Source organism: Flagellimonas crocea, from assembly GCF_033441595.1.
In the GTDB taxonomy this organism is placed as follows: domain Bacteria; phylum Bacteroidota; class Bacteroidia; order Flavobacteriales; family Flavobacteriaceae; genus Flagellimonas; species Flagellimonas crocea.
This window is the reverse complement of record NZ_JAUZVX010000008.1, coordinates 1-24,823: the sequence shown is the minus strand read 5'-3', so window position 1 is coordinate 24,823 and position 24,823 is coordinate 1. Positions and strand designations below refer to the sequence as shown.

34 protein-coding genes are annotated in these 24,823 nt (G+C 44.2%); 2 read left to right on the top strand and 32 right to left on the bottom strand.

Features of this window, described 5'->3' with window-relative positions:
- Nucleotides 1–92 precede the first annotated feature (92 nt).
- From SD449_RS19050 to SD449_RS18990, 13 genes are read right to left on the bottom strand one after another with little or no spacing between them, the layout of a single operon-like run.
- A complete protein-coding gene (locus SD449_RS19050) occupies nucleotides 93–3,449 on the bottom strand; it encodes a TraQ conjugal transfer family protein (RefSeq protein WP_318312862.1) in 3,357 nt (1,118 codons plus the stop codon).
- Nucleotides 3,450–3,467: 18 nt separating this feature from the next.
- Nucleotides 3,468–4,019, bottom strand: a complete 552-nt coding sequence (locus tag SD449_RS19045) for a conjugal transfer protein TraO (protein WP_318312861.1) — start codon at nucleotides 4,017–4,019, stop codon at nucleotides 3,468–3,470.
- Nucleotides 4,020–4,023: 4 nt separating this feature from the next.
- Nucleotides 4,024–4,995, bottom strand: a complete 972-nt coding sequence (locus SD449_RS19040) for a DUF4138 domain-containing protein (protein ID WP_318312860.1) — start codon at nucleotides 4,993–4,995, stop codon at nucleotides 4,024–4,026.
- Nucleotides 4,992–5,942 carry a conjugative transposon protein TraM gene (traM, locus tag SD449_RS19035; RefSeq protein ID WP_318312859.1) on the bottom strand — a complete coding sequence of 317 codons (951 nt, stop codon included), beginning with the start codon at nucleotides 5,940–5,942 and terminating at the stop codon, nucleotides 4,992–4,994. The genes SD449_RS19040 and traM overlap by 4 nt, the downstream gene beginning before the upstream one ends.
- On the bottom strand, nucleotides 5,929–6,546 hold the full coding sequence (locus SD449_RS19030) for a hypothetical protein (protein WP_318312858.1): 618 nt from the start codon (nucleotides 6,544–6,546) through the stop codon (nucleotides 5,929–5,931). Before SD449_RS19030 ends, traM begins: the two co-directional genes overlap by 14 nt.
- A 3-nt stretch (nucleotides 6,547–6,549) precedes the next feature.
- On the bottom strand, nucleotides 6,550–7,371 hold the full coding sequence (locus SD449_RS19025; RefSeq protein WP_268224402.1) for a hypothetical protein: 822 nt from the start codon (nucleotides 7,369–7,371) through the stop codon (nucleotides 6,550–6,552).
- Between the two features lie 3 nt (nucleotides 7,372–7,374).
- The gene (locus SD449_RS19020) at nucleotides 7,375–7,977 is read right to left on the bottom strand and encodes a hypothetical protein (RefSeq protein WP_268224401.1); all 603 of its coding nucleotides are present in this window, start codon (nucleotides 7,975–7,977) and stop codon (nucleotides 7,375–7,377) included.
- On the bottom strand, nucleotides 7,955–10,396 hold the full coding sequence (locus tag SD449_RS19015; protein WP_318312857.1) for a VirB4 family type IV secretion system protein: 2,442 nt from the start codon (nucleotides 10,394–10,396) through the stop codon (nucleotides 7,955–7,957). Before SD449_RS19015 ends, SD449_RS19020 begins: the two co-directional genes overlap by 23 nt.
- A complete protein-coding gene (locus SD449_RS19010; protein WP_093980781.1) occupies nucleotides 10,393–10,680 on the bottom strand; it encodes a hypothetical protein in 288 nt (95 codons plus the stop codon). Before SD449_RS19010 ends, SD449_RS19015 begins: the two co-directional genes overlap by 4 nt.
- Nucleotides 10,681–10,684: 4 nt before the next feature.
- Entirely contained in the window at nucleotides 10,685–11,008 is a 324-nt protein-coding gene (locus SD449_RS19005) for a hypothetical protein (protein WP_157731032.1), read from the bottom strand.
- 10 nt (nucleotides 11,009–11,018) lie between these two features.
- Complete coding sequence (locus SD449_RS19000) at nucleotides 11,019–12,641, bottom strand: type IV secretory system conjugative DNA transfer family protein (RefSeq protein ID WP_318312856.1); 1,623 nt, start codon at nucleotides 12,639–12,641, stop codon at nucleotides 11,019–11,021.
- A complete protein-coding gene (locus SD449_RS18995; protein ID WP_268224398.1) occupies nucleotides 12,638–13,600 on the bottom strand; it encodes a DUF5712 family protein in 963 nt (320 codons plus the stop codon). The genes SD449_RS19000 and SD449_RS18995 overlap by 4 nt, the downstream gene beginning before the upstream one ends.
- Before the next feature lie 2 nt (nucleotides 13,601–13,602).
- A complete protein-coding gene (locus tag SD449_RS18990) occupies nucleotides 13,603–14,172 on the bottom strand; it encodes a BfmA/BtgA family mobilization protein (protein ID WP_268224397.1) in 570 nt (189 codons plus the stop codon).
- An 874-nt stretch (nucleotides 14,173–15,046) separates the two neighbouring features.
- On the opposite strand from SD449_RS18990, the gene SD449_RS18985 reads away from it, so the two are divergent.
- Both SD449_RS18985 and SD449_RS18980 read left to right on the top strand, forming a co-directional pair.
- Entirely contained in the window at nucleotides 15,047–16,069 is a 1,023-nt protein-coding gene (locus tag SD449_RS18985) for a replication initiation protein (protein WP_093980786.1), read from the top strand.
- Nucleotides 16,070–16,448: 379 nt separating this feature from the next.
- Nucleotides 16,449–16,805 (top strand): hypothetical protein, encoded by a 357-nt coding sequence (locus tag SD449_RS18980; protein WP_093980787.1) that lies wholly within the window; start codon nucleotides 16,449–16,451, stop codon nucleotides 16,803–16,805.
- Nucleotides 16,806–17,148: 343 nt separating this feature from the next.
- On the opposite strand, the gene SD449_RS18975 is transcribed toward SD449_RS18980, so the two are convergent.
- The 19 genes from SD449_RS18975 to SD449_RS18885 all read right to left on the bottom strand — a co-directional run bounded on the left by SD449_RS18975 (nucleotide 17,149) and on the right by SD449_RS18885 (nucleotide 24,700).
- Nucleotides 17,149–17,424, bottom strand: a complete 276-nt coding sequence (locus SD449_RS18975; RefSeq protein ID WP_093980735.1) for a hypothetical protein — start codon at nucleotides 17,422–17,424, stop codon at nucleotides 17,149–17,151.
- A gap of 113 nt (nucleotides 17,425–17,537) precedes the next feature.
- On the bottom strand, nucleotides 17,538–17,807 hold the full coding sequence (locus tag SD449_RS18970) for a hypothetical protein (RefSeq protein ID WP_318312852.1): 270 nt from the start codon (nucleotides 17,805–17,807) through the stop codon (nucleotides 17,538–17,540).
- Entirely contained in the window at nucleotides 17,804–17,953 is a 150-nt protein-coding gene (locus tag SD449_RS18965) for a hypothetical protein (RefSeq protein ID WP_157731006.1), read from the bottom strand. The genes SD449_RS18970 and SD449_RS18965 overlap by 4 nt, the downstream gene beginning before the upstream one ends.
- Entirely contained in the window at nucleotides 17,950–18,252 is a 303-nt protein-coding gene (locus tag SD449_RS18960) for a hypothetical protein (protein WP_093980737.1), read from the bottom strand. Before SD449_RS18960 ends, SD449_RS18965 begins: the two co-directional genes overlap by 4 nt.
- 9 nt (nucleotides 18,253–18,261) lie before the next feature.
- Nucleotides 18,262–18,459, bottom strand: a complete 198-nt coding sequence (locus SD449_RS18955) for a hypothetical protein (RefSeq protein WP_093980738.1) — start codon at nucleotides 18,457–18,459, stop codon at nucleotides 18,262–18,264.
- Nucleotides 18,460–18,471: 12 nt separating this feature from the next.
- Nucleotides 18,472–18,693, bottom strand: a complete 222-nt coding sequence (locus tag SD449_RS18950) for a hypothetical protein (protein WP_157731008.1) — start codon at nucleotides 18,691–18,693, stop codon at nucleotides 18,472–18,474.
- 38 nt (nucleotides 18,694–18,731) lie between these two features.
- Nucleotides 18,732–18,962, bottom strand: a complete 231-nt coding sequence (locus tag SD449_RS18945) for a hypothetical protein (RefSeq protein ID WP_093980740.1) — start codon at nucleotides 18,960–18,962, stop codon at nucleotides 18,732–18,734.
- Between the two features lie 50 nt (nucleotides 18,963–19,012).
- Nucleotides 19,013–19,135: a hypothetical protein gene (locus tag SD449_RS18940; protein WP_318312848.1), complete on the bottom strand. Its 123-nt coding sequence runs from the start codon at nucleotides 19,133–19,135 to the stop codon at nucleotides 19,013–19,015.
- A gap of 52 nt (nucleotides 19,136–19,187) precedes the next feature.
- Complete coding sequence (locus SD449_RS18935; protein ID WP_318312846.1) at nucleotides 19,188–19,496, bottom strand: hypothetical protein; 309 nt, start codon at nucleotides 19,494–19,496, stop codon at nucleotides 19,188–19,190.
- Between the two features lie 45 nt (nucleotides 19,497–19,541).
- On the bottom strand, nucleotides 19,542–19,712 hold the full coding sequence (locus SD449_RS18930) for a hypothetical protein (protein ID WP_157731010.1): 171 nt from the start codon (nucleotides 19,710–19,712) through the stop codon (nucleotides 19,542–19,544).
- Nucleotides 19,709–19,960 carry a hypothetical protein gene (locus SD449_RS18925; RefSeq protein WP_318312845.1) on the bottom strand — a complete coding sequence of 84 codons (252 nt, stop codon included), beginning with the start codon at nucleotides 19,958–19,960 and terminating at the stop codon, nucleotides 19,709–19,711. The genes SD449_RS18930 and SD449_RS18925 overlap by 4 nt, the downstream gene beginning before the upstream one ends.
- Nucleotides 19,961–19,965: 5 nt before the next feature.
- Nucleotides 19,966–20,439, bottom strand: coding sequence for a hypothetical protein (locus SD449_RS18920; protein ID WP_157731012.1), 474 nt, complete (start codon nucleotides 20,437–20,439; stop codon nucleotides 19,966–19,968).
- A 1-nt stretch (nucleotide 20,440) separates the two neighbouring features.
- Nucleotides 20,441–20,815, bottom strand: coding sequence for a hypothetical protein (locus SD449_RS18915; RefSeq protein ID WP_318312844.1), 375 nt, complete (start codon nucleotides 20,813–20,815; stop codon nucleotides 20,441–20,443).
- Nucleotides 20,816–20,822: 7 nt separating this feature from the next.
- Complete coding sequence (locus SD449_RS18910) at nucleotides 20,823–21,128, bottom strand: type II toxin-antitoxin system RelE/ParE family toxin (protein ID WP_318312842.1); 306 nt, start codon at nucleotides 21,126–21,128, stop codon at nucleotides 20,823–20,825.
- Nucleotides 21,118–21,336 (bottom strand): addiction module protein, encoded by a 219-nt coding sequence (locus SD449_RS18905; RefSeq protein WP_318312841.1) that lies wholly within the window; start codon nucleotides 21,334–21,336, stop codon nucleotides 21,118–21,120. Before SD449_RS18905 ends, SD449_RS18910 begins: the two co-directional genes overlap by 11 nt.
- A gap of 27 nt (nucleotides 21,337–21,363) precedes the next feature.
- On the bottom strand, nucleotides 21,364–21,678 hold the full coding sequence (locus SD449_RS18900) for a hypothetical protein (RefSeq protein ID WP_318312840.1): 315 nt from the start codon (nucleotides 21,676–21,678) through the stop codon (nucleotides 21,364–21,366).
- 6 nt (nucleotides 21,679–21,684) lie between these two features.
- A complete protein-coding gene (locus SD449_RS18895; protein WP_318312839.1) occupies nucleotides 21,685–22,476 on the bottom strand; it encodes a ParA family protein in 792 nt (263 codons plus the stop codon).
- 258 nt (nucleotides 22,477–22,734) lie between these two features.
- On the bottom strand, nucleotides 22,735–22,974 hold the full coding sequence (locus tag SD449_RS18890; RefSeq protein ID WP_318312838.1) for a hypothetical protein: 240 nt from the start codon (nucleotides 22,972–22,974) through the stop codon (nucleotides 22,735–22,737).
- Nucleotides 22,975–22,993: 19 nt separating this feature from the next.
- Entirely contained in the window at nucleotides 22,994–24,700 is a 1,707-nt protein-coding gene (locus SD449_RS18885) for a ParB/RepB/Spo0J family partition protein (RefSeq protein ID WP_318312837.1), read from the bottom strand.
- Between the last annotated feature and the right edge of the window lie 123 nt (nucleotides 24,701–24,823).

Here is a 24,823-nt window from a genome sequence, read left to right as displayed (position 1 = left end):
CAACTGGAGTATAATTCTGCAGCGGCGGTTCCTGAGAATCAATGCGAATATAAAAACCAATAAAGGGGGTCAATAGACCCCCTTATTATTTATCAAACCCTAACAACCGATCCCGAAGTCCAATCACTCCATTGGCCATTGGAATCCCTTACCCTTACTTCATAGGGTTGATCGAGATATTTAAGTTTGCCCTCTGATGGTTCAGTCTCCATCTCAAAATATCGGTCCACACCGCTTCCCTTGGCATCATTGTAATTTAATATTTTGGTGTCCCAATTGTTCGTTCCCCTATTGAGAATTCTAATCTCTACTTGTTCCAAACTCGCACCATTGTATGCCTCGGAACAATTGGCGCTGAAGCAAGTGTATATCCTTACCTGATAATCGCATCCATTAAGCCCGCCACAACTGATGTTGTGTTTCTCTCCTTTTGCGGAAACGGTCGGCCTTTTGAACATTTGTATCGATTCACTCTCGGTCTGGGACTGTCCAGTGGAGTTTTCTATCAAAAAATTGATCACAAAGCTCTCGTCCGTCTCGGGAGTGAACTGCATCGGTGCGCTGCCATAATCTAGGGGAATCGTTTCCCCCTCACTATATGTAATGCCCTTATAGCGCATGGTCCCGGCACTGGCCCCTGTAAAGGTGAACACCATTGTGTAGGTAACACTTGGGTCGTGGCCAGAGGTGGCATTTGTGATAGCGGTAATATCAAATGGGTCATTGATGTACTTGTCCTGGGAGGACTGGCTGATATTGAGCGTGAACGGCTCTTCGTACACCTCGTAATTCACATTGATGTTGGCGGTTTTTTCCACATCGGAAGAGGAACGTACCGTAAAGGTAATATTATGGTTGCCCTCTGTGGTCCCCGTGTATTTGCCCGAAAAGGAACCGACCGGAACGGTAAAGCTCTCCCCTGCGGAATACGTTGTGCCGGAATATAGGAAGGATCCATTGTTGCCACTTACGGAGAAATACATTTCGTAGGTGTCCCCGCCGATTCCGATTTCGGAAATATTAAAGTTGACATCGATTTCCTCTTCGGTGTACGCTTGTTGGGTGGATCCAGAAGCCGTAAAATTATAGTCTTTTGCCGCAACACCAACGGAGATATTTACCGACTTTTCAAGTCCTGTGTCGTTCTTTGCATAAAAGGTCATGCTTATATTACCATCGTCCGTACCCTCCAAGCTCCAGTTGAAGTTCCCCTTGGGCACATTATAGATGTTGCCCGGGCTCACTACGTTTCCATTGGAATCCTTGATGATGGCGTTGCCGTTCATGGTGAACCGCATAGTATAGTCGGACGACCCCACACTCTCCGAAATGTTGAAGTTCAGGGAAGTGATTTCCCCAACGGAAATATCGGAGCTCTGTGATCCGCCCGTAAACGTAAAGTCCACCTGGTCAAAGGTAATGGTCGTATTGGCAGTACGTGTAACGTCTGATCCTGATTCAACGCTTAGCACGATATTATGCTGGCCAGGCTCCAGTCCGGTATATGTAATGTTGTTAGAGCCTGGGGACAATGGGAAATTTTCCCCTGGTCCATATGAGACCCCATTGACCATCATTGACCCGTTTTGGCTCGATGAATAAAAGGCCGAATAGGTGTCGTTCGCCCCGTCCGGAACTTCATCGATGTTAACGATGATGCCAACGGGGTTGTTGGAAAACTCGGTGGCCTTTGAGGGAGTCATGGTAACGCTAAAATCATTGTTGCCCACGACAACCGTAACCTGCTCCTCCAAAATCTGGCCGTTGCTGTCCCGGAGCAAAAAGGAAATCTCATAGGTGCCGGCCTGTTGACCTATAAAATCATAGGCGAAACTACCCGGCGTTACGGTGAAATACTGGCTTGGAGCAATGGGTGAATTTCCATTGTAGAGCTGGCCGTCCCCGCCCGTAATAAAATAATTGAGCTCATAGGTAACACCATCGTAATCTCCTTTCTCTATCAGGCTTAGGGATATGGCCCCCCGTTGGCCCACAAGCACCTCGCTGCTATTGGCCGAAGCGTTGAAGTCCAGCTCCAGTTGCTTCGCCTCCAGATCAATTTCCACCGGCCCCACTTCTTGGCCGTAATTGTCCGTTATAAGAAAACTGATCTTGTGGTTCCCCAAGGTTTCCGGGGTATAGAAAAGTGAAAAGTTTCCAAGACCGACCTGATAGTCAGTATTGTTCTGGATATTGTCGCCGTTTACCCCTCTAACTTTACCGTTTCCCTCAGTAATGTTATAGGTAAGGAAATACTCTATGTTCGATGTATTCCCATTGGATTTGATATTGAAGTTGAGCTGTGTCCTTTGGTTTACGAAAACCTGGTTGCTCTCCGCATTTCCACTAAAGGTAAATGGGATGTTTGCGACCTCGATCTCAACACTGTCCCTTTTCGTCTGCCCGTTGCTGTCGCGCACATCAAAATATATCTTGCGCTGGCCAAGAACATCGTCCTTAAAGGTAAAATTGTAATTGCCCGGTTCAATGGGCCTGAACGTTCCGGCATCCATAACCCCTCCGTTCTGGTCCCGGACGGTCCCGCCTCCCTCACTGCCAACGGAAAAGGAGTGGCTGATGTCATAGGTTACATCGCTTTCCTCGTCCTGGGTCTGGAGGTCGATATTGATGGCAATGTTGGTATCGAGCTCGACCTGGCTGGAGGCTGCTGTGGCCCTAAAGGTAAAGTTCAGATTGCCGACTACCATGACAAGCTCCCTTGTGATGGTGGCACCATCTGGAGCCTTGGCCGTCATCGTCAATCTATGCTCGCCAAGCGTCTCTGGCAGATAGCCGAAATCCGTAACTCCCTTGGGAAGCACAAAGGAATTCCCCGGGGCATAGGAATCATCGCCCAAATAGAGCTTGCCGGTACCGTTTTCCAGTTGGTAGGAAACCTCAAATTCCTGATTGCCGGCATTGGTGGGGTCCCCGGTATCCTTGTCCCTTAAAAGGGTGGCGCTCACGGGGTTCTTGCTGTTGATTATAAAATCGTCCGTGCCCTTGTTGAGAAGGAAGCTGAAACTTGCATAGCTGGTATTGTAGATCAGCTCCAGTTCCTTTTCCAGTTTGTTGGAATCCCAGGCAAGGACCTTGACCTTATGGGCCCCCGTATCAATGGGCATATAGTTGAAGGACATATCGAAATCCGCCACAAAGATCGTATCGTTTTGGTGTATGGTGTCATTCTCCGAAGTCAAATAATATCCTTTACCGTTCTCTATACTGTACTTCATGAAGTAAGCGACGGTCGTTACCACTTTCTCGGGTTTCAGGGAAAAATCTGTCTTGGTGGCCTCAAAAACAAAGCCATCGTTTTCGTGGTCCTCTGTAAAGCTGAAATCAAAAGAATCCTGTACAATGCTATCGAAATCCTTGCTGCAAGCCAGGATAAGGACAAGACAAAACAGGCATAGAGAAACTATGTGCGGTGGGGTAATTTTATTCATAGTGTTCCAGTTAGTGTTCTAAAATAAAAAGTAGCGCAACCCTACCCCCGCATAGGGATAAAAGTTGCCCACATCTGAGTTTACATGATAGTATTCGTTTGCTTTTATCAAAAATGAAAAATCGTTGCTAAGGGCGATCTCGGCCTCTCCGCCCAAATATGCGCCGTAAATGAATTGGCTCTTTCCGTTGATAATGGCCCCGTTGGGCAGTTCGTTGCTACCGTTGTTGATTACCTCGTAACCAAAAAGCCCACCCCCGCCAAGAAAAACGCTGAAATTCTTGCGTCTGGGCGATATATACACTCTGTAATATACGCCTGGCTGAATGGTAAAAATATTGTAGGGTATGTCGTTCGTGCCCTTGTCCTTGGCAAAGGCCGCCAATACACTGATCTGAAAATATTGAAAACGGTTGGGGTGGAAATTGAACGTTCCCATTGCCGCAAAACCATCTTCCACGTAACCACCGCTAACCCCGACAGAAGAGGCCAGGTTTCCCCTCATTTGCGCTTTTGCGCAAATGGTGATCAATAGGAACAATATTGTTATCATAGAGGCCATCTTGCTCATAAGCTCAAATTTTGAAGGGGTTATTGATAAGATTGTGGTCAATTTCTAAAGATAGGTTCCTATTGCCGTTTTCTTCGGCCAAATCGACGACCAACACTTTATTTCGGTCCAGGGAAAACTTTTTGAATACCACAACAAAATGATTCTCAGTGTTTCCCTTGACCTCCTTGGGAACTTTATAGCGAAATGCAGGAAGGATTTCCGTCTTTTGGTTGCTACTGCTCTTTTTATAGGAGGTGGCAATACTGAATTTCAGGAAATTCAGATCAAAATCGATGCTTTCCTGGTTTTCCAGTCTGAACTGGAGATAGATTTCATCCTCATTGAAATAAACCCCTTTCAACCATAGGAAAACATCGCCGGAACGGGCAAAAAAACGGGGCAGCTTGGCCTTGTCGAATTGCATATAGTAAGATCTTAACCGGTAATATTCTTCCTTATCGGTCTCGTAGAGCTCTTTGGTAGGTTTGGCGGCTTCACTGATGGTTTCTTCCGTACCAGCTTCGACCTCCGGAATATTATCATCCGTGATAGTTCCGTTGGTTCCGGAACTGGTTGGCATATCACTTGCGGCCGTAGCCGCCTCTCTCTGATAATTGGAATTTACAGGTGTGCCAAGTATGTTGGTAACGGCCTGTTCGGGCTTGATGTACCATGTTTTTTGGGATGGGTTTTTTTGGTACTCCAAGGTAAACTCGTAGGAATTTCCGTTTGTAGTTATGACCGTAAGGTTGGTATAGCGGTTTTTCGCGTTGGGGCTTTCATTGTAATAAAGTTTCAGGATTCTTCTGGAAAATGCACTGCCTCCGTCGTTCTGCTCCGACATAAAAAAGGTAATGTCATCCCCCAATATCCGATCCGATATATCAGTGGGAAAAATCACGACCGCCGTACTGGTCGAAACTTGGATGGTATCGTTTTGGGCCATTGCCAGGCAACCTGCCAACAGAAAAATGAGTAAGTTGCTGTTTCTCATAATCTCGTGTTTAACGGTGTGATCAAGATCAATTTGTCGTTGTTCACAAGTAAGATCTTGTCCTTTTCCTTATACTTTTTCTTCCTAAAAAAATTTCCGAACGCCCTGATCGCGGTTCCTACCAGTGGCACATTGGTCTGTTGGGAAATTTCCCCGGTTACGTCATTGATGCCCTGGGTCTGGGCATCCGCTTGGAACTCCCTCCACAACTGTCCCGCCCTTTCGCTGTACATCCCGATATTGCCGTCCTGGACATCCTTTGCCACCAACCCAATGGGAACGTGGTCGATGTTGGTAACATTGAGCAATACCCGTGAACCTTGGATGTTTGCGTTGGCGTAAATGAATGTGTTCTTTTTGAATACGTTTCCCTTGTAGGTTACGGGCTGTGTAAGGATGAGCGTTACCCTGTCCCCAGGAAGAATAAACTGGTCTCGATAGATGGCCGCTTGGAACTCCAACATGCTTTCGACCGGTCCCGTGGTCTCGGGTTCGCTCGGTGGTGCCGAATAGTCCTGAGATCTGGCCAAGCGTTCCTCCCTTGCCCTAAGAAGCTCGGATCGGTAAATCGCCTCTTTTTCCGCCTCGGTCAATGGACGGTTTTCCTGAACGTTGGTTCCCTGGACATTCCCGTTGCCCCCGGTCCCGTTCCTTTTTTCCTCCAATAGTTCAATCTGTCTCTGGAGCTCCAGCACCTTGGGGTCGTTTTCCTCAGAATAAACATTACTGTCCCGGGTCTCGGTCTTTTCAAATTCCCCGTTTTTCTTGGCCTTGTCGTAAGCATTGGTAACATCATCATAGGAAAAATTATCCTCCTTCAACGAAATGGGAACAGTGTTCTGAAATTCGTCCTTCGGGGCTCCTTCGTCCATGGAAACCACAATCGTTATGATTGAAACAATCCCAATGACGGCAAGTATGAGTATCTTAATTTTATTTTTGCTCATATATCTTCGTTTTTTGGGTATAGTTGGTAATGAAAAACCCTGTGGGATTTTCAGGATAATGGGGCGTATAATAAATAAGCTCGCCCGTTCCTTGGGCCAGATATTTGGTTACATGGCCACCATCGTTGACATCGATGGTCCCTTGGAAAACAAACTCAAAAGGTTCCCTGTCGCCAGTTATGCGGATGGACACCGACAAAATTTCAGCATCATAGATGGTGCCCTTGCTAAGAACGTCGGCCAATGCACCGCTGTTTTCATACTCTGAAAACAACCGATTCGCACTCCTTGAATCCATATGGAAAAGCGTTTTGGCCATGTTGTCCTTATAGGTGAAGCGGTCGAACGAATTGGCATACTTGAAGGCCCGGTCCAAATGTTCGGAGGCCAGGGCCGTGAACGTCTCCTTTTCATTGCCCACCACCGCCGACACCTTTTGGCCGTTTTCCTTGATGACCACAACATTCTTGGATTGGTAGTAAAGGAACACCAGCATCCCGATAAATGCGACCGTTACAAAAAGCATGGAGGATATCCAGATATATTTTTGCTGTTGTTTCGCCTTTGAGAATTGATTGTACACTGTTTCGCTTTCCGACTTCATTGGTTAGAAAATGTTTGATTTAAGAATGTTAAAGGACTGTTTGAACAGGAACAATTTGAGTACCGCTCCGAAGGCTATTATCAAAATGTTGTATGAATAGACCGAATTCCTGTTGATGTAAAAATCTATGATAAGGTTGGCCAGCTCGTTGGCCATTGCAAAGGCACCCAACATGGCATAATTAAATAGCATGTGCTTCAACCAAGTATAGGTGTGTGTCCTTGTTTCCTTGTTGATATAAAGGGCAAGGGCCACGCCCCCGAAAAGCTCCAGTATGATAAGGTACAGGTAACGAAGTGCCAGGAACAGGGAATATGCATCCTGCTCCAAAAGAATGATAAATGGCTTTATCAGCAGTATAATATAGTAGTTGATGATCAGGGACATTTTTTGCCCGATGTCCCAGGTGGATGTCTGGGCCATCAACTTTTGGTACCGTAGGGCCTCTTCCCTCCAGAGGTCACGAAAATTGCTCTCTGGACCGATCTGTCCACCAAGGGAATCCTGGAATCCCGCTAAAATGTACTCTATTCCCTTTAGTACCTGTGGGTAGGCCAGAACAATGACCACGACCCAGATGGTGGGACGGATGATGCCGGTAAGTTTTGCCCAGTTTGGTGGTTGAATCCTCCTGCCCTCACTAAAACCAATGGCCTCGTAGATGACATCGCCATATTCACGGATCAAAAGGAAGAGGCTTGCGGCCACACCAAGGGCTGTGCCTACATAGATTACCTTGAAGTTCCGCATGACTTCGCGATAAGCGTTGTAAACATCCGTGGCGGTCAAGCCCTCCAATATGTTCCAAATGGCCTCTACGTCCATACATCAGTTTTTGGCCATCGATTCAGATGATAGCCCGTTCATTTCTATACAATTAAAGCTGTAAGCCTGCAAGTCGGTATATTGTTTGTCCAACTGCTCCTTAATATCCATCAGGGCATTTAACCTGTCCATATCATCGCCCTTCAACGTGCCGGATTCCAAAATCTTGTTGACGATCTCTAGTAGTGCCTCCGCACGATTGAGCAAATCGGTCCCGGTATTGATCAGTGTGCGCTTAACGTCCCCGTCAAGGTTGGAGCTGTTGACGATCCTATGGACATCAAAGGTCAACTGGATCATGTTCTTGGAGGTGTCCCAAATCTCGTCCACAAGTTTTGCGGTGGTGATGGCGTTGTTGATCTTGGTGTAGATCTCGTACATCTTCTCTGCCTGTTTGAGCGTGTTAAGGGTGTTCGTCTGCGTGTTGACCGCCTCTCCCTTGGCCGCCGTTTGGATGGACACCAGCTCTTGCAGGGTCATGTTTCCGGTGGTTATCTGTGCATTGATGGCGGTGAGGGATGCCCCGGCTGCCGCATCTGTAACGGGTATCTGGGCATGACCGGCAAGTCCCGCCAATACCATACTAACGAATACTAAGTTTCTCATTTTTTCTCTTGATAATGTTTATTATAGTCTGTTCCATATCTCCCGTATTTTCATAGTCCTTCTGCATCCAGTCCCAATCGTTGCCCTCTGTTTGGAAAGCGTAATAAATTTCCCTTGGCACTTGAAGCCTGACTATGTTACGGTACTTGTTGCCGATTTTAAGGTATTCCTCCGAATAGGGCCTGTCCGTTTTGAAGTTGTTCTCGATCGACTTCATCAAATATTCGTCGTGGTCCTTTAGTTCCAAAAGTTCCCTTGTGTTCTTATAGACCAAATCGTTGCCCTCCAGGACGTGCAAGATCTGGTGGTTGGCAATGATGTTCTTAAAATATTGGTTATAGGGTATCTGTGTTGGCGATTGCAGAACAATGTCCACACCTCCGTTTTCCTTTCTGATCTTTTGGTACAAAAAGGCCACCGTTGCCAAAACGTGGTCGTCCGATAAAACGGACTTCAATTCCTGGGTCTCCGCAAACTCATCATATTTGATCTTGGCCCTTTTGCTACGATCGCTCAAGATCTTGGTGTCGATGACATAGTTTATCAAATGGATCATGATGGAAACCAAGAAAGGATCGCTCTTTATCCTGCTAAGTTCAAAATGGATGAATTGCTTATCGGCCACCTGGCTCTCCAGGGTAACGTCCGTGTCTGCACATACGTTTTCGTACATGCCCCCGGGAAGGAAATCCTCGCAAATATGGAGAAAACTGCCCATGTCGAAGAAACGTTCCTCAATTTCAAGGTCCAAAAGGACCATTTCCCTTTTGGACTTCAAGAAATTGTAAAATGACGGGAAGCTATGGCCGCTGGGTATCTGCTCATAATAGTGGCGCAACAGTTTTTTCATGGCCCTATCATGGTCCGTATCTTCCTTGTACTCCTTCTTTTGCCAAAACTTGAAGCAAAGGGCCGACAACAACATTATCTTTCTGTTCCCGATCTCCTCTCCTGGTTCCAAACGAAAGGGGTTAACCCCAAGGGGTTTGTCAAAGTCGAATTTGATCTGTACCGAAATATCAGGGAACAATTTTGCAAAGAGATCCCCTGAGCTCCCTATCTCGATCAGGCAAACTATGATCCCGGACATCAGCTCTTGGAAGATCTCCCATAACATCGAAAAACTTTTACCACTACCGGTCGGGGCTATCTTTATCGAGTTCCGTGCATTGATGCGCTTTTTATCGACGTCCCATAGATCGCGCTTAACAGGTGTCCCGTACAGTCTTTCATTATAAAGGATACCGGTATCGTCCGTTACATAATTGGAAGTGTTGGTAAACAGGCATAGAGCCTGTTTCAATGGTTGTTCAAAAAGGAACTTTTGATTTATCAGGGTATTCCGTCCAATAATGGAGGAAAGCCATAGGTTTTGGATAGTTACATTGGACGCCCTGTAATATTCCATCCCGTTGGTCTGGAAAATGGTCTTGGCCTCTTCTGTGGCCTTTCTAAGCTCGTTTTCATCCCCGGACCATATCACTAGGTTGAAATTGGCCTGTACCAGAACATTGGAATTGTCTTGGGAAATTTCCTTAAGGCGCTCTCCAATTTCCTCGGTATCGGCCTCAATCGATTTGCTCCAGCCCCGGTTCTGGGCATGGGTAAGGTGTGAAGCCTCGATGTCCCCTTTGATCCTGTTATGTCCCTTGAAATAAATGATCTGGTTATAAATGTGATTGTAACAGAAGGTCTCCCCAAAATCATCCATAAACCCTTTGTAGAAAACAAATTCCTGATCGGAGAAATCCTCGATGATATTGGAAATCGAATCCGGAAGATATTCCTGCCTGGGGACGGTCAAAACCTCATACTTGTTATCAAGTATGCTCATCTTATCGTTTTCGCCCGTATAATCAATATCGGTGTTCTCCCCCGTGAAGCCGTTACAGAACTCCTTGACATAAACGATCAGTTCGGATTCGTCGATGGGCGAGATCTCTATGGCCCCTTGCGATAGGATGCTCACGCTCGACCGCACGCTTTCCTCGAACGACTGGATTCTGAAAAGGTCCTTTTTATTGTACTTTTCCTTATACCCCAAAGGGTTCCTGACCACGTTGGGCGCAAGCATTTTGAGGCCCGTTAGCGTATAGATCAACAATGTCTGGTGCTGGAGGTACTTCCTTCCGTCCACATGGTTCTTGTAGGCACGCTGGAGGATATTGTTTTCGGGCAAATGGGAGGCATCATAGTATTTGACAAGTCCCAGGTCCTGTTTGTGGACAAAGGAATTTTCCGGCATGGACCTGAATGCCTTATAGTTCCGGATGTGCTGGCGGTCAAAATCCTTTTCCGAAAGGCTGTACTTTTCGGGCATGCGCATAACATATACCTTGGACAGGTTTCCGTCCGTGGAAATAAGTGTGTTACCGTAAATGGTATCAATGGAATATGCTTTTTCTGCGCTTACTATCATTTCTTCAGAATTTTTACCAGATCGATGTTCTGGATTACGGAATACGTCCGCTTTATTCCCCCAAAGGGCTTTTCAAGGCTCAACCAAAAGAAAAATGCATACAGTGCTATCACGAATACCAGTGCATAAAAAAGATGGAGGATCAACCCGCCGTTGAGCCCGGTAAGCACAAGGCCCAGTGCACCTATTCCCCCAATAAAACAGAAGAAATAGAAATACCGGGACTTAAGTCCTTTCAGGTAGAGCGTCCGCCTGGTCCCTTTGATTACCTTGTATTCGTACATACCATCAATTGATTTGGATGGATTGGCCGGCTATCCAGTTGATGATCGCAATAAAGGCCAGGATCGCTATCAAAGCTATACCCACTATCCAACCAATGTTGGTAAGGGCCTTTGAGCGCGTCCCATCGCCCTTTTTGTCCACAAAATCATCCAAGTTGTAGAGCAAACCCGCTCCCGCCGATACTATTACCCCGATGATGATAATGGGTATCAGGTACTCATTGATCACATCCTTTGCGTTGTTGATGAAGCTGTTCTGTGCGAACGTGGACAAGGGCAGTAACAGGGTGGCTGCCAAGATCATTTTCTTTCTAAGGTTTGTTCTCATAATGTTCTATTTAAATTGATATGGATTTTACTTCGTTGATTATTGTCTCAAGGTTCTCGTCAAGGTCTGCGGCAGTAACGATCTTTTCCCTTACCGTCCTTGGTTCCATGTCCAGGGACCGGTCGTAAGGCACAAACCTTTTGTGAAAGTCGATATAGTTGGACTGGCCCCCGATGCCTACGAACTCTCCCGGTTGTAAATGGCTGAAAAAATCGGCCTCGAACTTGAATTCCTTGCGTTTTGTCATAGTGGTCCCCTCCGAATAGCTCTGGCCGTAATTTCTTGATTCGCTGGTATATTCGTTCATCACTTTTTCAAAAAGTTGTTGGTAGTCCTTAACGGCGTTAACATCCCCCGTCTTTCCAAAAAACTTGTTAGTAAAATTTGAATGTATGCTATTCAAATCGAGTTTCCCATAAAGTTTCTCTATTTTCGATGAACTCTGCGTTAACATCAGGAAGGCGACCTTGAACTCACGTAAGAGGGACGGTAATCCCTCAAAATTAGGTATGTGGAAAGTGGTAGCTTCGTCCAAACAGAAAAGCAAAGGGTTCTTATTTGTAAGGTCAAATTGTTTGGCCGCAATGTTGACCAGGGCCCCTATGACCGGGGAAAGCGTGTTGGAGATCTGGTGTGAATTGCAAACACAAAAACTGATAGGCCTTTCGGGATTGACAAAATTGTACTCAAAATCGTTTCCTGTTAGGATATAGCACAAAGCCTCGTTGTTCGCTATCTTGCTCAAGTAGTTACTAAGGTTGAACTGTATCGACGCCAATGTCCTTTCGCTGTCCTGTACCTTAAGGAAAGCTGAAGCGTAACCTTTTGCCCTATTATCAGAATTCAAGAACTCCACCAGGTCGGAAGTTTCCCTGTGCAGGAAGAAATTTGCTATATGAGGCCAGGTGCACAGTTCCGGAAAATGTTTGAAGAACATCCAACTGATGCCCTTGTACAAACCAAGTGCGGCGCCCCACCATTCATCGTCTTTGGAGTGTAGGCCCTTCAAACTTCTTAGGAACTGCTCGTTTACTTCCTCAAAATGGGTGCTGTTGTTGAAAAGGCTCGGTTTGGTCGGATTGAACCTATGGCTTTTGTTCGGGTCGTTGAAATTCACATAGAACAGGTTCGAGCTCTGCTCATGGGTGTTGTAATATCCATAAATCGTCTTGGAATAGTCAAACTCCTTTGCATCGTAAACAAAACTGCAATACCCCAATTTTAGATATTCCAACAATAACGGTTTTCCGAGGGAGGCCGTCTTACCTGCATTAGCTCCGCCGTACACCAAAAAATTTTCTAGTGGCTCGTAATATTTTATGGTGTCCCCATCTTTGGTCTTTAGTTTTATCGGGTCGCCGGTATAGGATTTGTCGGAACGTTTCCCTTTTTTTTCAGATTTACCAAGGTTCAAAAGAATATAGAGGACCATTGCAGCGGCCAGGCCTATCCCCAAGACCTTAAGTATATATACGATCGGTGCGTGGAGTATCACAAATAGAAAAAGTCCAATAATGAAGTTTCCCCCTAACAGGATGCTGTATTTTTCCCTCCTTTGGACAAACTCCAAAATAGCATAAGAGTAAAAAAGGCAGATCAGGAAAAGGCCAATATCGAGTAAGGTTATCTTCATAGGCCGTTGAGCATTTGGTCCTGTACCTTGGCCTTAAGGCTCAACTGGTTCTGGATATTGGTGTTAAGTTTATGGAGCATTGCCTGGTTTGGTTTGGTGAAATATCGATACACCATGTTCAGGTTGCTGTCCGAAAGCGCTGCCATTTCCTTGTATTCCTGCGGTGTCAATTGGTTTTTGTACATAGTGGCCACGCTTTTCAGGGATTCGTTGTTGGACTTGGCAGAATAGCTTTCATGGAACTTTCTTCCATAGGCAAATTCCTTATCGAACAATCTTTCCGTCTTTAATTTGAATACCTCATGGTTGAAGCCCTTGGTGACCTTGTTCCCGTTCAGGACATGATGCGAATTCGCCTTCAACTCTTTTGCGTTCGGGCTCAATGATTTGGTTTGGGTAGCATCCTGTCTGCTGACAACGATGTGGACGTGGGTGTGCATCCCAGGCTTTTTATCGCCGGATTTTTTATCGCCTTTCAACACTTCGGGGTCGTTACCTTTATAGGTTCGGTTGTGCTCGATTTTGGAGACATAAATCATATCCTTTTCGGTAAGTCCACGGTTGAAATTTTTGGCATATTCATCCATGACCTTTTGGGTGTACATTTTCATTTTCTGTTCATAGACCTGCCTTTCCCTTTCATTCAATTGGGCTACATCGGTTATTTTTCTTCCGGCTATCTTACTGGCCATATGCTCCTGTTCCTTGGAGGAAAAATTCAGGGTGAGCATAAAGAATTTTGAATCCTTTTTCTTCAATCCCTTTATGTTCCTATCAATGGCCATAGCTGCTTGCGTTCGTGTTATCATATCCTGAAAGCGGTCGTCATCCTTCGTCCTCCCAAAGAAAAAACCTCCGTTTTCGAGGCTACTTTTCTCTTTTTCCAAATAGTCGATAAGTTTACTGACACTGCCTTTGTTGTCGGCTCCAGGTGTGCTGCTTGGCTTATGGACTTTCATTATCATAGTTTGCTCAATTCTTCTTTATAATGTTGGTACTGTTCATTTGAAATGGTCCAGTTCCCTGTCATGCTCTGTTTTTTGAATTTGGACAAAAGCTCTTTCATGAACTTGTTCTGGTTCTCCAAACGGTATTCCAGTTCCCCTTTTTCAGATTTTGCCTTTTTAAGCTCCGTTTTCAGTTCAATAAACTGGTCCTGTTGGCCAACAATTTCTTTGGGAGGTTCCGCTACCTGTACCGATTTTTTATCCTGTTTTATTGGTACGGTGGTTTCAGGAAGCTGGAGATTGTTCTTCTCCATCTGTACATACAACTTCTCCACCAGGTTAAGAATCTCCTTCAGATATTTTTCCTCGGATGTCTTGATAAAGGAAATGATCCTATTGGTGCGTTCCGTTATCACTAAAGAAGGTGGTCTACGGGCACTGTCAAGGTCGGTTGGTTTTAATCTTGATTCTTCAAAAAAATCACAAAAACTTTCCAGTAAATCCGAGAATGATTTCCTTTTGAATTTCCGTTTAAGAACGGCCAGACGTGTTGCTACATCCTCTTCGATTTTCATTGTTCTCATGGTAATAGCTTTGCTTTTGAAGCAATATCCGATTTTTATCTTGAATATCGCAATTTAGCATTTTTTACTAATCAATTAGTAATTGTACTTTCCATATATTATAGGGTCTAATAAGGTATTTTTACAATAATTTACTAATTATTTAGTAATTTTTTTACTAATTTATTTTTGTAATTTTCTGTTTATCAGGAAATTACCAAGCATTAATCTCGCCCTGCGTGATTACTGCTTGCTTTTTTGTTTCTCCACTACGTTCCGAAATTCAAAAAACTGACTTTTTCCATTGCATTCCAAAAATCAAGATCATATTTCGATGAAATTCACACGAAGTAAATTTCAAACATTTTGCATTGCAAAACCTTTCATCATTATTCAAACTTTTTCGATTTTCTAAATCCAAAGGCCCGAATAAAAATGGTTGGATTTTTAAGGGAATTTTTTAACTTAAAATGGCTTTTGGCAAATGGTAAAATAATACAGGTGCGATAGATTTTTTCTATCGTTCTCTAACCGATTGCGGATGCTTTTTGACCTTTTTCAAAATACCATTTTCATTTTGCGGAGCAAAGTATTTTTATGAAAAAAAGGCGGAATTTTTGTTGAAAATTATGCCTTTTTTGAAACCTTATTAACAAGTTAACAGGATATATCAAAATTGCTTTTTTCATAATAGAAATACTAAATAGAATAGTCAGGATTAAATACTAAATTACAGCACCGCGATTTTGCCTTGTTTTATAAGGGCTGACAAAGTTTTATTCTAACCTATTGCGGATGGAACTCTAACCGATTGCGGACATTATCTAACTGAATGCGGATGGAACTCTAACTTAAAATCATATATTTGGTTACTTTAAACTAACCGATTGCGGATATGGCTATAATTGTTGACAGGGATACCAACAAAAAAATCAAACTTCCTGATGTGGTAAGGCAGCCATATCAACTGACGGCCAATTTTGTCAAGTTCAATTTTTCTGCCGGAGAGAACCGTGTCCTAGTTAGGGTCCTGCAAAGGATAAAGGTACACCAAGAAATCGATTACAGCCCCCAGATTGATTTAAATGGCAATATCTCGTTACAATTCCATTACCGCGACTTGATGCTCGATACAGACAACGCAAAGGAAAGGCTTGATACTACCCTGGCCGGGCTAAGGGAAAAAACCCTGCCCATATCAAGCAAAATGGAAGTGGACGGCAAAGAAGAGGAGACCGTGAAGCTGGTTGGGGTTATCGAAAAGCCCGAATGGACATTGAGCCGTTCGCACGTCAAATTGAACCTTGATGCCGGATTTTACGGCTTTTTGACCGACCTGAGCAAAGGATATACCGAATACCTCGCCGAGAGCAGCTTCAACCTCCAGGGAACCTACAATATCAAATTCTATTATTACATCCGCCAGTGGTTCGACATGGGCGGCAGGACCGTCCACTCCTTGCAACAGTTCAGAAATGAGCTCGAAATACCGGACAATCTCTACCAAAAGAATACATCGAGTGCATTCAAGCAAAAGATTATCGAGCCGGCAAAAAAGATGTTGGACGAGATTGCAGATGTGAGCTTCAATTATTCCGAAATAAAAAAGGGCAGGAAAATCGTTGGCTTTACGTTCAAGTTCTATAAGACCAACAACAAAGCGCCGGTTCGTCATAATGTGGAAAGGATAGAAGAGATATTTTCTTTATTTGAGGCTAATTTTACGCTTTCTAAAGAGGATAAGAGCCGCTTGGTGGGCCTTATGAACAAATATCAGTTCAGCTTCCTTAAAACACTCATAAATACCCATTTCTTTGACATCAAGGATAATTTTGAAAAGATGCATGATCTTCCCAATGCAGTAAGTAAGGTTATCCTGGACAATTACGAGCACATCTTCAAAAAGGATTCGGAATAGACTAACCTATTGCGGACACCTATTACTATTCAAACACTTTGCGGACGACCTTTTTTTCAGTTCATTCAATTCTAACCGACTGCGGATTACATAAACCCCTGCAACCCCTTTGTTTATGCGTATTCTAACGGATTGCGGAGGATTTGTGTAGAAATGTAGATTCTCTCTGGGCCGTTAAAATTTTAAAAATATGTCCAAATCAAGGGAAAATAAGTCCATAACTAACTGATTGCGGACAAAAACCGCCCTCCCCTACACCACAATTCTAACTGATTGCGGATTACATAAACCCCTACAACCCCTTTGTTTATGCGTATTCTAACGGATTGCGGACACCTGGACCATATCCAGCGTAACAACCTTATCTAACCGATTGCGGATGAAAAAGGTCAAAAAAGCAAGGTACGATTCATCGAAAATATATCTCCTCATAAATGAAATAATGCTGGAAGGTCATAAATTTGAAACTATGATTAATATGCTCTTTTTCAGGCCAAACGGTGATATGATTAAGGAGGTCCGCTCAAAACTGATAACTGCGGATCTTTACAGAGAAAATTCAATTGAAGAGCTCAGGGATGGGCTTATCAAGAAAAAGGCCGAAACAAGGTCCAGCGATTTCATAAAACGTGGAAAATTGCATAGAAGCATAATGGCCCTGACCTACCTTTTAAAAAAATTAAGATCTGAAGCAAGGAAAAAAAGCAGCCCGCCCCCGCCATCTGACCCGGTGTGAATGAATCCATTTATATTATAAATGAGTTTTTCCGGTTACGGGATGGCAAGCTGCTGTATTTTCAATAAATCAAGGGATTTTCCAATTCATCAAAAGGATTGTAGTTCCTTTTAGGTGGTCCTAAACTAAAGGGTAATCGGCATCAACACAAATAAAATTCCTACAATTCGATGAACGGCAATAGCATTGTATATAGAATGAATAATCCTTATCTAACCGATTGCGGATGAAAAAGGTCAAAAAAGCAAAGGAGTGTTGCCTGAATTATTTATCTTTGAAATGAAAGAAGCAAACGCGAGTTTGATTCAAGAAATGGGATGCCCCCCCCGGGTTGTCCCTTTTTTTATATCTGATCGTCTGTGGGCTCGTTCTTTCCCTTTTGGTAACTGGCCAGCTTTCTCCCCGGCTCTCCCTTTTTGTACTCGTAGATGTTGAACCATGCCCAATTGGGGAAATCCGAGTGAAGGAATTTTGTAAACTTCATCAACTTGTTGACATTGTTGTATTTCAGGAAACGGCACCGACGGCAATCGGTATCTATCCTGCGTTTAGCGTTTACGTTTGCCTGGCATTCCTGACAAAGAACTTTTACGATGGCCCTATATCTGGTGTATGCCATTTATGCGAATTTAAATGAGCTGTGGCCAATTCCAAATTGGTAATTTATGCGAACATAAATAAACTGGAGTAGGATCCTGCAGCAGCGGTTCCGGAAAATCGATGCGAACATGGTCATGGCATAAAATTCAACAAGGCATTGCGGGATTCCTGAAAATCCATGATGATTCGCTGCATACGTTCAATTTTTTCCTTTTGTTCGGCAATCATGGTCTTACATTCGGTCAAATCTTCTTCTTTGCCCTCAAAATCGTTTATGAGCCTCTTGACTACCTCTGTATTGGAATTGGAGGCGTAACGCTTTTTAAGCCTGGAAAAGTTTTTGGAGGTTGCTTCGTCTATGTCCCTAACATAGATTGTGGTTGGCCTGTCCTGTACTTTCATAATCTGGTCCTGTAATAGAATTTATCCTTTTCAAATAAAATATCCGAAGTGTGGAGCTTAAAGGCTTTCACATCATCAAAAACAATTTCCCCGGATGCCGCCGGTTCCTCCATCGTGCTTCCCTTCACAAATACATCTACCATCATTCATCGTCGATTAGTTCAAAATCCTCTATTCCATCAATTCCGGGATCAATAAGATAGTTGTTGGTGATTACCCTCATTACCTCGGTGCTGTCCTTGTGGATCCTTGAATACTTAAGTTGTTCGCCGTCGTAGCCAAAAACACACTTGGGCTGGCCAAGGTCCAGTAAACGCATCATGTGGGATTCGGTAACGGTAATACCGTTATTGGTGAAACCATTTGCGTGGGATAGGGCTATGACCCTTCTTTCATAATCGTTCATCTGGATCCACTCCCTTGTCATTTCGATGATGTTTCCCATTATCAAAATTTAAAGTTTATCGATTAGGTTTTCGGGCTCCTCTTCCTCCGAATAGGGTATGCCCAGTTTCTTCATCAGGACAATGGCCAGCTCTCTCCATCTGTCTCGCTCATGGCCCAGAGCATTTGCATGGTCTTTCATTTCCAATAAAATGGAATTCAGTGCTCGAATTTCGTCCTCATGCTCTTTCTCCTGTTTTTTTGTCATTCCCTGTTAGGATTATTTTTCATTTTCCACAAAATGTTTCCTGTGGCCATCGGGCAAGGCTTGGATTTTAACCTTGGTCCAGTAGATCCATTTGCCGTGTTTGCCCCTGTACTTTCCATATAGTCTATCGGATTTTTTGGCTTCGTTTATCTTGTTCCCAACGTCCAAAAGACCGCCACCTGCAATTATCAGGTTTTCCCAGGCTATCAGCCCGTCTTTTTCCTTTTCTGCCATGCTCTCACTTTGTGTTTTAACTCCCGCTTCTGGGCAGTTCAATCTAATTTTTCAAATCTTATGTCCATATGCTCCCCGATGGTGAAGACCTCGCCTACGATGTCCTTTGAGGAAGTCAGCTCGATTTGGCACTCGCCTCCGCTTGAATCGTACAATAGGAACACGGCCTCGATGTCCGTCTCAAAAAACTTGTTCTCCCTATAGGCTTGCAGGCACTCCATGAACAGGTCTGCTTTCTTTTTCTCCATTTTTGTTACGAGCGTGTTCATGCTTTGAATCGGTTTAAATTTTCATTATCTTAAAGGGGCTTTCCCCTGTTCTATTGAACATAATACCCGTTATCGTCCCCTTTTTCCTGCACTTTATCGGGTTTTTCGGCCCGTTGGCCGATGTTTTGGCCGTTTCGGGCCTTTCCCACCGTTCCGGGCTTACACTTTCGCACCCGATATCCCCTTTTCGCCTTTGAATCTGTAAGGCGGAATCTTCCGGTGTTCTTACAAATCTTGAAGCTCGTCCTCGGGATATACAGCCCCCTCCAAAGTGAACAAAACCATGTCCGGCACCCCACCAACTCCAATCAAAAAGGTGCGCTGCCTTATTAGACAAAATACTTGAAGCCCATCTACATCATCCAAGAAACTGATTCGGTCATTGATATTCAGCAACTGGCCGTGTTGTTCCCAAAAAACGATTAATACTTCTTTTGCCGACCTGCCATACTGCTTTTCCTTTTGCCCGGCATCAGAAAGCATTTGGTAACTGATCATTGACAAAGTAACTTGGATGTCAATCGTTTTTTCCACGGCCACTATTATTCATTTCTTGTTTTAGTATAGGATTTTAAGACCCTATTTTTTCTTGTTGTACAACTTCCAAGTAATTCCGGCCAATAGAACGACAACGCCCGATTTCCAAATCTCGTTTATAAATGGAATGCCGGTTATGTTCAACAGCCCTACCAAACCAGAGAACAAGATCAAAACCCACCCGATAAGTACCAAGTATTTTAAGTTTTTCATGCCCATGATTTGTTATATTTTTCGTCCCTGTAAACAATCTCCGAACGTTCCAAGTTGATGATCGTATCATAAATGCCGTCCTTGGTCAATTCGTTCGGGAAATGTCCCAAGGTGGTATCGTCGAACGCTTTTTCCAACTCTCTTTTGGCCGATTGGGCCCCGTCTTTTTCAAGGATCGTGCAAACAGCACTGGCAAAGATCCTTTTGGCCTGATAAAAATCCTCTTCCTCTTGGGTGCGCTTTTCCATATTATTTAGAATTTTCGCTTTTTCGGGTTTTCATTTTGGTGCACTTTTTTGGCCCTCTCAAATTCTTCCCAAGATTTTTTGCCCGCGCCATCTAGGGCCAAGAATCCTTCCTTGGTGAGCTCAAAGGGGGAAACATCGTCCGCCATACCGTTGAACTCCTTTTTACATAGCCCGCGAAGGATGTTATAGAGCCTTGTACTGACCCCTCCCGGCACATCTTGCAGCCATTCCTCCAGTTCCCTTCTGCCGCCGAATATGTGCCTTTTGAAAATTGGATCGGAAAGTACCGTTTTGACCTTTTCCTCAAAAAAAGGATTTTCACTGTTTGGGTCTTTGCTCCTGAAAAATACTGTGGTCAAAAACTTAGTTGGCGACTCCACAGCGGTTACCCGCATATCGACCAGTTCATAGACCTGCCCATTCACACTCCAAAGCTGTCCCGTCTGGATTTCCGGATATGTCCTGACTCTTTTTCCCAATTTATGAATTGCGTTCTTTCATTTTCCTGTGCATTTCGGAATAGGCTCGATAATCCTCTCCGGAAAGGTTTTGCTCCATCCATTCATCCATCCCGATATCGTTCTTCTCCATCACATACCTGGTGAACGAGAATATGCCCCGGCACTCTTCAAATCCCCTCGCCTTCATATCGGTGCCAACATTTTCCGGAAGGCCCTCCAGCCACTCTTCAAAATCTTCCTCCGTAGGTTCAAGTTCTTCACTGGCCAACGAATGGTATATGTAAGCAGCGTTACCCAACCGAAAGATTTGGGCGTGTTCTTCCCTTAGCTCCTTTGGGAGCTGCTCCAACATTTTGGCTTGGTTGTCCCTTTGTTCCTTGTTCGGATGTTCCATGGCAAATTTATTTTTCCCCTAATCTTTTAAACCATTTCCTCGGGCTTCTGGATTGATGGAAAACGGAGATTACCGTTATCATATCATCCTCGACCATATAGTGGATCCCATAGGGAAAACGCCTGATAAACTTGATCCTGACCTCCCTGTACCTTACCTGATAACCAAGGGGCGTGTTCAATATATCGGCATATCCTTCCTCCAGGCAAAGTTCAAAATCGACCGACAGGCCCTTACGGACATTCTCATATTGAAGGATGGCCTCCGCAATATCCTGATCGGCGGCTTCAAGGATCTGGAATCTATAGGTCATTCCTCAACTTGGCGTTTCGTTCCCTCGATTCCTCCAGGGAATAATATTTGGCCTTACCGCTCTTGTGGTGATCGATACGGCTATCAAGTTCCGCTTTGGTATCATCGCTCAACTCAATGGAGTCTTTGTCCTCGATAGAGTCCCAAATGTCCTGAGCGATCAAAATACGCTTGGCCACTGGCATTTTTTTAATGTCCTGAATATCCATAACTAAATGATTTGATTCAAATTGGTGTTACCTCCTACTCTTTCTGCCGGCCGTGATCGTTGCGTTGGCCAGATCCTCCGCGTATTCCTTTTTCAGCTTGTTATAGCCAATCTTGTCCGCCAAGAGCTCCAGTGCCTCCGAAATGACATCCCCTTGGGAAACCGGGCTTTTTTTCACGACATACTGCTGGAGCCATTGGATGTCGTCCATAAGTTCTTTGGTCTCTGCATCATGGGTGATCGTGAACGATACCCTTTTGGGTTTCCTCTCTTTTTGCGACACCTTGGACTCTATGGCGTCGAACTGTTCAAACCTTGCTTTTAATACTTTGTCTCCTCCCATAATCGTTTAATTTATCTTAGTCAATAATTCTCTACACAATTTACTGTAATCCTTGGCCGACCTTGAATTTGGGGCCAATTCAAAAATACTTTTCCCCTCGTCCGCAGCATCGGAGATCAACACGTCCTTACGGACATATGATTTTATGAAATACTCTTCAGGTATCGATTCCTTTACTATCTCATAATATTTTTTGAAGCGCCTGGTGTTCTCTTCCACCTTATTGAAAAAAACGCCCCCCATCGTAAGGGATGGATTGAATTCCGCCTTGAAAGAAATTGCGTCCGCAATAAAGTTTGAAAACCCATCGACCGCAAATTTTTCATGTACCAGGGGAATGATAAAGGCATCGGAAGCATAAAGCGCCAACTGGTTCAACTTCGGTTGCAGCTTCCCCTTACCGTCGTACTTGTTCTTAAGGTCCGATGGGGAACAATCGATAATGGCATAATCAAAAACGATCTTGAATTCCTCCTTAAAAAAATGGTAAAGGGCGGCCATTCTGTTTTTTAAGACATCCAGGGAATAGACCTTGGTATCGATCATTTCCGATCCGGGCAAAATGTAAAGGTTCGTTTTTTTGTTCTTCAATCTAATGCCGGCATCCCCGTTGAGCATATCGAACACCGTGTAGGGATAATCCTCCGGGATCCCGTACCCGATAGAAAGATTTCGCTGTGCCTCAAAGTCAATGAGCAAAATCTTGTTTCCCCTTTTGGCCAGGTATGCGGCCATGTGGATGCACGTTGTCGTTTTGGTGCACCCCCCTTTTTTGTTGATGACGGATATAACTTTCACAATAATTACTTGTTGTACAATAATTCAAAGTTACACAATTAATACTTAAAATACTTGTATTTATTGTATTTTTTAGGTCCCCATTTAGAAGTATATTTGAACGGACCGGTTTAAACCAGTCTTTGTTTTTATTTAAAGGGCGGCCATCCATAAACCGCCCTTTTTTTGGGGCATAAAAAAAGTCCGCAAACCAATGGCCTGCGGACCTCCAACCTTAACAAAAACGAACATTGCGTTTGGGAACCCGTCCCGTATCTATCAATCCGTGATGATCGCCCATCGTTCGTTGTCCCCCACCCTTTTGATCCAAACATGGTTATGTCCATGCCCGGTCTGGAACAATTCGGAAAGCTCATGATTGATCAATATCTGTCTCACATCATGGATAAAGTCCCTCACATCGGCATAGTTGGTTCCTTTGTCCATGTGGGCGGCCAAGGCATCCCTTAACCCTTTCTCTCCCTTTTTCAATCGTTGTTCAAATTCAATTGTTGCCATAAAATCCGTGTTTGGGGCATTATGCGCTTTTTAGCATTTCGTTCTCCTTTTCAAGAGCGGCGATACGCTCATTCAACCGCTTCTCCCTTTTGATCCTTTTTTCCTCAAAATCGGTTTCAATGGTTTCAAACTCTTTGGTCAAAAAGGGCCTGATTGCCGTATAAACGGAACTGTTCACGTTGTTGTTCATGTGGTTCAGCTCCCCAAAGTGGACTTCCCTTGCCATTACAAACCGTATCAGCTTGTGGAATACCTCCTTTTTGAAGTTTTTCCGGAACTCTTCGACCACTCCTGCTGCACACTTTTTTCCGGACTTCCCCAGGAACCCCTTAAAGAACTCTTCTTGGTTGTGCCACCCAATGTGGTTCTCGAACAACACCAAGCAAAAGGCAACCATTTCATCAGTGGTCAATGTCTTTTTAGAGTTATGGTAGTCCGATTCCCTTACCATCCGTACCACTTCCTCAAACTGTTTGTTGTTCTCGATTTGTTTCTTACGGATTTCCCTGTCGTTCATCTTTTGGATTTTCTCCGTGGGCGTACAATCGTCCATCTTCTTTTTTTCGAAGGGAACAGCACTGGTTTCCATTTTGGCAATTTCCTTATGCCTTAAATAGACTTCCTCCCAAATACAGGTTTTGGGGTCGATCAGGATTCCCTTATTGAAACCATTTTCGGGAGCATTGGTATAGGTTTCGACTTCTTCCGAATAACACTCCATCTGTTCTTCGAGTTCCTCCTTTACTTCATCATCCGTCAATTCCCTCCAATGGTGTTCGTCACGAACGGACTGCTCGGTGGGCATAACAGGCTCATTGAGTATGTCCATGTCGCCCATCAAATGGATTTCCAAACCATTTTCCCCCAATATGGAAAGGAACAACTGGTTATCTTGGCTGTCCAGAGCATACTTGTTGATCTTGGGGATCAACAACCGTCCGTCCTTTTTGACCGTCTCGATCAGGTTGAGCAGGTTTTTTGTCTTTTTGGTGGCATAACAACTTGATTTTGTACATATCTGTTTGCCGTCCCCAAAAAGGCTTCCCTGATTGGCCGAATTGAACGGGCAAAGGGTACACGCCCCTACCTTTGGCACCAAATTCTTGTCGTCAAGTGCAAAGGGCGCCTTTGCCAAATCGAAAGCCTGTTGGTTTATGGCGTTCTGCACATACCTTTCCTTGAAATCTCCCCCCATGCCCTCCAAGATCATCTGCTGTTCCTCTGCGGGAAAAGAGGCCACACCAATGGCCAGTGATAGGGTCATTTCCTTGCTCCTTACATAATGTTTGAAGCCCTCTATCAACTCCGATAACTTGATACGCCCGTAAACAAATTTTTTGTTACGTCCGATACGGGTGGCAATTTCCTCGGGGGAAAATTTGGTCTTTAGCATGGCTATCGCCTCGGCTTCCTCTACTGGTTCAACGTCCTTGCGCTGTAGGTTCTCGATGATCTGGATTTCCAAAATGGCATCCTTTTCCAATTCCCTGACCATACAGGGGATGGTCTTTAGGTCAAGTAATTTACACGCCCTGTACCTGCGTTCGCCCATTACGATGGTAAAGGTCTTGCCCGTTTTGCGAACCGTGATGGGCTGTAATACCCCAAATTCGGAAATGCTCTCCGCAAGTTCCTTTAACCCTTGTTCTGAAAAAGTTTTCCTCGGCTGTCCGGGGTCGGTCTTAATCGAACCGATCTTTAAATGTTGAACTGTTTGATTTTCCATAATCGTCTTTGTTTTTATTTAAATACAATATACGAAATAAATACTTGTATTACAAGTAATACAAGTATTTAAAGCATTTATTTTAATCATTGTTTTCTATCATAAACCGCAATGGAATAAGGA

What these genes read in the sequence shown, in the direction of transcription:
- SD449_RS19020 (WP_268224401.1), bottom strand. Translation starts at nt 7,977, where the DNA reads ATGAGAAACTTAGTATTCGTTAGTATGGTATTGGCGGGACTTGCCGGT.
- SD449_RS18890 (WP_318312838.1), bottom strand. Translation starts at nt 22,974, where the DNA reads ATGGCAACAATTGAATTTGAACAACGATTGAAAAAGGGAGAGAAAGGG.
- SD449_RS18965 (WP_157731006.1), bottom strand. Translation starts at nt 17,953, where the DNA reads ATGATGGTAGATGTATTTGTGAAGGGAAGCACGATGGAGGAACCGGCG.
- SD449_RS19040 (WP_318312860.1), bottom strand. Translation starts at nt 4,995, where the DNA reads ATGAGAAACAGCAACTTACTCATTTTTCTGTTGGCAGGTTGCCTGGCA.
- SD449_RS18990 (WP_268224397.1), bottom strand. Translation starts at nt 14,172, where the DNA reads ATGAGAACAATGAAAATCGAAGAGGATGTAGCAACACGTCTGGCCGTT.
- SD449_RS19045 (WP_318312861.1), bottom strand. Translation starts at nt 4,019, where the DNA reads ATGAGCAAGATGGCCTCTATGATAACAATATTGTTCCTATTGATCACC.
- SD449_RS18900 (WP_318312840.1), bottom strand. Translation starts at nt 21,678, where the DNA reads ATGGGAGGAGACAAAGTATTAAAAGCAAGGTTTGAACAGTTCGACGCC.
- SD449_RS18945 (WP_093980740.1), bottom strand. Translation starts at nt 18,962, where the DNA reads ATGAACACGCTCGTAACAAAAATGGAGAAAAAGAAAGCAGACCTGTTC.
- SD449_RS18915 (WP_318312844.1), bottom strand. Translation starts at nt 20,815, where the DNA reads ATGGAACATCCGAACAAGGAACAAAGGGACAACCAAGCCAAAATGTTG.
- SD449_RS18970 (WP_318312852.1), bottom strand. Translation starts at nt 17,807, where the DNA reads ATGAAAGTACAGGACAGGCCAACCACAATCTATGTTAGGGACATAGAC.
- SD449_RS18975 (WP_093980735.1), bottom strand. Translation starts at nt 17,424, where the DNA reads ATGGCATACACCAGATATAGGGCCATCGTAAAAGTTCTTTGTCAGGAA.
- SD449_RS18980 (WP_093980787.1), top strand. Translation starts at nt 16,449, where the DNA reads ATGAAAAAGGTCAAAAAAGCAAGGTACGATTCATCGAAAATATATCTC.
- SD449_RS18955 (WP_093980738.1), bottom strand. Translation starts at nt 18,459, where the DNA reads ATGACAAAAAAACAGGAGAAAGAGCATGAGGACGAAATTCGAGCACTG.
- SD449_RS19025 (WP_268224402.1), bottom strand. Translation starts at nt 7,371, where the DNA reads ATGGACGTAGAGGCCATTTGGAACATATTGGAGGGCTTGACCGCCACG.
- SD449_RS18960 (WP_093980737.1), bottom strand. Translation starts at nt 18,252, where the DNA reads ATGGGAAACATCATCGAAATGACAAGGGAGTGGATCCAGATGAACGAT.
- SD449_RS19050 (WP_318312862.1), bottom strand. Translation starts at nt 3,449, where the DNA reads ATGAATAAAATTACCCCACCGCACATAGTTTCTCTATGCCTGTTTTGT.
- traM (WP_318312859.1), bottom strand. Translation starts at nt 5,942, where the DNA reads ATGAGCAAAAATAAAATTAAGATACTCATACTTGCCGTCATTGGGATT.
- SD449_RS19005 (WP_157731032.1), bottom strand. Translation starts at nt 11,008, where the DNA reads ATGAGAACAAACCTTAGAAAGAAAATGATCTTGGCAGCCACCCTGTTA.
- SD449_RS19010 (WP_093980781.1), bottom strand. Translation starts at nt 10,680, where the DNA reads ATGTACGAATACAAGGTAATCAAAGGGACCAGGCGGACGCTCTACCTG.
- SD449_RS19030 (WP_318312858.1), bottom strand. Translation starts at nt 6,546, where the DNA reads ATGAAGTCGGAAAGCGAAACAGTGTACAATCAATTCTCAAAGGCGAAA.
- SD449_RS19000 (WP_318312856.1), bottom strand. Translation starts at nt 12,641, where the DNA reads ATGAAGATAACCTTACTCGATATTGGCCTTTTCCTGATCTGCCTTTTT.
- SD449_RS18950 (WP_157731008.1), bottom strand. Translation starts at nt 18,693, where the DNA reads ATGGCAGAAAAGGAAAAAGACGGGCTGATAGCCTGGGAAAACCTGATA.
- SD449_RS18995 (WP_268224398.1), bottom strand. Translation starts at nt 13,600, where the DNA reads ATGAAAGTCCATAAGCCAAGCAGCACACCTGGAGCCGACAACAAAGGC.
- SD449_RS18985 (WP_093980786.1), top strand. Translation starts at nt 15,047, where the DNA reads ATGGCTATAATTGTTGACAGGGATACCAACAAAAAAATCAAACTTCCT.
- SD449_RS18910 (WP_318312842.1), bottom strand. Translation starts at nt 21,128, where the DNA reads ATGACCTATAGATTCCAGATCCTTGAAGCCGCCGATCAGGATATTGCG.
- SD449_RS18925 (WP_318312845.1), bottom strand. Translation starts at nt 19,960, where the DNA reads ATGGAAAAGCGCACCCAAGAGGAAGAGGATTTTTATCAGGCCAAAAGG.
- SD449_RS18930 (WP_157731010.1), bottom strand. Translation starts at nt 19,712, where the DNA reads ATGAAAAACTTAAAATACTTGGTACTTATCGGGTGGGTTTTGATCTTG.
- SD449_RS18885 (WP_318312837.1), bottom strand. Translation starts at nt 24,700, where the DNA reads ATGGAAAATCAAACAGTTCAACATTTAAAGATCGGTTCGATTAAGACC.
- SD449_RS19015 (WP_318312857.1), bottom strand. Translation starts at nt 10,396, where the DNA reads ATGATAGTAAGCGCAGAAAAAGCATATTCCATTGATACCATTTACGGT.
- SD449_RS18905 (WP_318312841.1), bottom strand. Translation starts at nt 21,336, where the DNA reads ATGGATATTCAGGACATTAAAAAAATGCCAGTGGCCAAGCGTATTTTG.